Genomic DNA, 4,118 nt, shown 5'->3' with positions numbered 1-4,118 from the left:
GGTCGGCACGATGCTCAAACCTACCTCTTCCGACGTGGCAATGAGAAGGAATTCGACAAAGAACAACCTCTCCCTGCGTCACTTCCCGCGATCTTTGGCAAGACCGATCTCAAAATTGAACCGGTTCCGCTTCCCGCAACGTCCTATTACCCCGGATTGCGACCGTTCCAGCAGCTGGAGGCTTCGCAACAGTCGCAAGCAGCCTTTGACGGGGCCCAGAATGCACTCACGGCCGCGCGCGAGAAACTTGCAGCGGTAAAACAGGAATTGGCTCAAAAACCCGAGGACCCGACGCTAGCTCAGCAAGCTGGCATTGAACAACTACGGCTGCAATCCGCAGAACGTGGCGCCGCGACGGCACTTTCTAATCTTCTCTGGACGCAGGCTCGTATTCAGGCTGATCGAGCGAACTATGGAACTCCTCCGTCGGAAAATCGTGAAGACTTGACGCGGATCGCCGCACTTGCCGAGCGTGACTACAACCTTCGCCTGGCAGAACAGAACGTCACCGACGCTGAACTGAAACTTGCCGAAGCAAAAAAGGATCCTGCCAACTCAAATGCCATTACGACTGCCGAAACGGCCCTGGCGACTGCCCTCAAGGGCCGCGAAACTGCAATCGAAGCTCTCAAACAGCCACCGACCGTTTACACGAGGTTTGGACCGGTCTATCCCGTGACAAGCACTGGTCGACGACTGGCGCTGGCTCGCTGGATCGCCAGTCAAAACAACCCACTGACGGCCCGTGTGGCGATTAATCACATGTGGTTGCGACACTTTGGCCAACCCCTGGTCCCTACGGTTTTCGATTTTGGATTGAACGGGAAAGCCCCCACGAATCCCGAACTTCTCGATTGGCTTGCCGTCGAACTGATGGAGAACGGATGGCGGATGAAGGCAATCCACAAACGGATTGTGATGAGCCGCACCTACCGACAGCAGTCTGTCGTGTTACCGACGACTGAGCAGAACCGGTCCATCGACCCGGACAATCACTACCTGTGGCGAGCCAACCCGCGTCGGATGGAAGCAGAAGTGGTTCGTGACGCAACTCTTCTGGTTTCAGGTCGTCTTGATCTGACTTCAGGGGGCCCGGAACTGGACGAGGCATCGGGCATGGAAATCCCTCGCCGCAGCCTCTACTTCCGGAATAGTAAAGAAAAAAAGATGACGTTCCTCGATACGTTCGACCGCCCCAATGTCGTTGACTGTTATCGAAGAAGCGAAAGCATTGTTCCTCAGCAGGCATTGGCCCTTGCGAATAGTCCACTCTCACTGACGGAATCGCGGAGACTCGCACGGAAGCTCTCTGAGGAGGTTGCGACATATCCCAATGACGCTCAGGCGCAAGCGTTTGTTACCACAGCCTTCGAACGAATTCTCAACCGCCAGCCTGCCCAAGTCGAGCTCGACGAATGCGTGAACTTCCTCGCAACTCAGACGGAGACTTTGCGAGGACAGGCCACATTATCCAAATTCAGCGGTGGGACCGCATCGGCGTTCCCTCCTTCTGATCAACCTGACCAACGCGTTCGTGAAAATCTCGTCCATGTCCTCCTGAATCACAATGACTTTATCACGATCCGCTGACGACATTATTAACGGAATAAATCACAGATCACCTCAACCTGATGGCTGCGGTGGAAAGTAATTAAGGGAGCATCCATGGTACCTCCAGCTCGACCTGCTCAGTTTCGTTCCCCGCTTAATCGACGATCGTTTCTCGCGGATGTCGGCATGGGCTTTACCGGCCTCGCCCTGGGTTCGATGCTCTCGCGAGATGGCGTCGTGCGGGCTGATTCAGCAATTCCCTTCGAAGCTCCTGATGGTCTTGGGCACCATGTCGCGAAGGCAAAAAGTGTCATCTGGATTTTCCTAGTCGGCGGTATGAGTCAGATGGAGTCGTTCGACCCCAAACCCGAACTCAATGCCTGGGCCGGTAAGACATTTGCAGAATCTCCCTATCAGCACTTCCTCGATTCGCCTTACTCTAAAAAGAATCTCCGCGAACTGATTGAAGGTCTGCATCAAGTTCATCCCAAGATTTACGAGATGCAGGTAGGGTTCAAGAAGTATGGCCAGAGTGGTCTGGAGTTCTCTGACTGGTGGTCTCACCTGGGACAGCATGCCGACGACATTGCCCTGGTTCGATCGATGTGGACAACAGATAACAACCACGGGGCTCAACTCCAGTTCCATACAGGTCGGCACGTTCTGGAAGGTCAGTTCCCGACCATCGGTTCGTGGGTTCATTACGGCCTAGGCACCCTGAACGAGAATCTGCCGCAGTTTATCGTCATGGGTACTCCGATCGCCGATTGCTGCGGTGGGCTTGGTGCTCACGGCGCCAACTACCTCGGCCCGGAACATACGGGAGTCCAATTGGCCATTGATCCGAAGAACCCACTGCCGTTCGCTTCGCCAGGTCCTGACGTTTATCGCGAAGAGCAGGCAGGGGAGTTCGGACTTCTCAGTCGCTTGAATCGTATTTCTTCCGTCGAATATCCGGACGACCAGGCTCTGGCTGCGCGAATCAAGTCCTATGAACTGGCGTTCCGCATGCAGGCTGCCGTCCCTGATATCGTTGACTTCGGGCAAGAAACGCAGTCAACGCAAGAGGCTTACGGATTGAACAACGCCACCACGAAACCATTCGGAGAACAATGCCTGGCCGCCCGCCGTCTCGTCGAAAAAGGTGTTCGTTTCGTTCAGATCTTTCATGGTTCGAACGGGGGAGCGGGTGCCTGGGATGCCCATGGCAGTCTGAAGGCGGGACACAGTGCCTTGTGCGCCCAGATCGATCAGCCCATTGCCAGTCTCATCGGAGATCTCAAGCAGCGAGGTCTGCTGGACGAAACGTTGATCGTCATCGGAACAGAATTTGGCCGCACACCGGGTGCACAGGGATCCGACGGGCGAGATCACCATCCCTACGGATTCTCGGTCGCCCTGGCGGGTGGCGGAATCAAAGGGGGGATCGCGCACGGAAAAACGGACGAACTCGGATTCCATGCAGTGGAAGATCGCCATTACGTCACTGACCTCCATGCGACGGTGCTGCAGCAGATGGGGCTCGACCCACGGCGTCTCGAAATTCCCGGTCGCAAAAGACTGGACTTGGACTTCGGTAAGCCCATCGACGAGATTGTGGCCTGAGTTGTCCAAATCCTTCAAAAAAAGGACTTTCGCACTGCTGAATCACAGGAACATCTGAGGAACAGGAACATCGAATTGAGGGAAGCCGCTAACGCTTCCCTTCATTCGTGTTGCTTCTGTCGGATTGAAACTCACTCATCTTCTACGCTGTTATCCATGGACTCGGGCAAGTCTTCGTCCAAGTCATCCGCTCCGCTGACTGATCGACTCGGTGTGGGAGGGATTTCGGATTCATCTGTCTCGTCGGCAGTCTCTGCGCCATCTGCGGCAGGGGTCAAATCAGGGTTTGCAAGGTAGAAGAAATCGTTTGGCCGTTCATCTGGCACCATCGGAAGGCCGTCGGTCCCCAGCAGAGAAATGCCATCTGCAGGCAGGATTCGCCCCGTCCTGAATAAGAGATCACGCAGCGACTTGTTGTACTCGGTGATACTCTTGGAGTAAGCCGCTTGAGCCAGTGTCAGGCTTGAGATTGCCCGCAGAGCCAGGTCGTTACTCTTATTACCCGCTTCGTAATCTGCTTCAGCAGCGATCACGCGCCGGCGCGCTGCCTGTAATCGTCGGCGTGTCAGCTTTGACATGGAATGAGCCCGCTCAATCGTCATCAGTACCGTATTGAGCTCATGAGCAATTTCGTCCTCCTGCATGGCAAGCGCTGCCCGCCCTTTTGCAATCCGAAGCTCGAGTTGCCGAACCTGGGCTTTTTCCTGTCGCAACCATAACGGAAGCTGGTACTGAAAACCGAAGTCCCAACTCGTCTCTTTCCCGCTGAACATGGTGGTAACGGCACTGTTGAAACCCTGTCGCGTATTCATCGAGTCGGACGTTGTCGTACTGTAAAACTTGTCACCAAACCCGTTCAGTCCGTATCCCGCGACAAAGTCGAGTTTGGGTGCAACAAGTTTCCGGGCCGCGATGAGCTGAAGTTCGAGGCTTTGGACATTCAGCTTCTGACGCGACAACTC

Annotated in this window: 3 protein-coding genes; 2 read left to right on the top strand and 1 reads right to left on the bottom strand. The window is 55.1% G+C overall.

Annotated features, from left to right (window positions below):
- The coding region (locus VGE80_RS19930; protein WP_440593872.1) for a DUF1553 domain-containing protein at positions 1–1,590 on the top strand (1,590 nt) is incomplete at its 5' end.
- A gap of 75 nt (positions 1,591–1,665) precedes the next feature.
- Positions 1,666–3,156, top strand: coding sequence for a DUF1501 domain-containing protein (locus VGE80_RS19925; protein ID WP_440593871.1), 1,491 nt, complete (start codon positions 1,666–1,668; stop codon positions 3,154–3,156).
- A gap of 131 nt (positions 3,157–3,287) precedes the next feature.
- Here VGE80_RS19925 and VGE80_RS19920 read toward each other — a convergent pair.
- The coding region (locus VGE80_RS19920; protein WP_440593870.1) for a TolC family protein at positions 3,288–4,118 on the bottom strand (831 nt) is incomplete at its 5' end.

The organism is Schlesneria sp. (assembly GCF_036405755.1).
Classification (GTDB): domain Bacteria; phylum Planctomycetota; class Planctomycetia; order Planctomycetales; family Planctomycetaceae; genus Schlesneria; species Schlesneria sphaerica.
The sequence above is the reverse complement of the archived record's forward strand: the minus strand, read 5'-3'. Positions and strand labels throughout refer to the sequence as shown.

Excerpts from the sequence above, each read along its gene's own strand:
- VGE80_RS19925 (WP_440593871.1), top strand. The coding sequence starts at position 1,666 with ATGGTACCTCCAGCTCGACCTGCTCAGTTTCGTTCCCCGCTTAATCGA.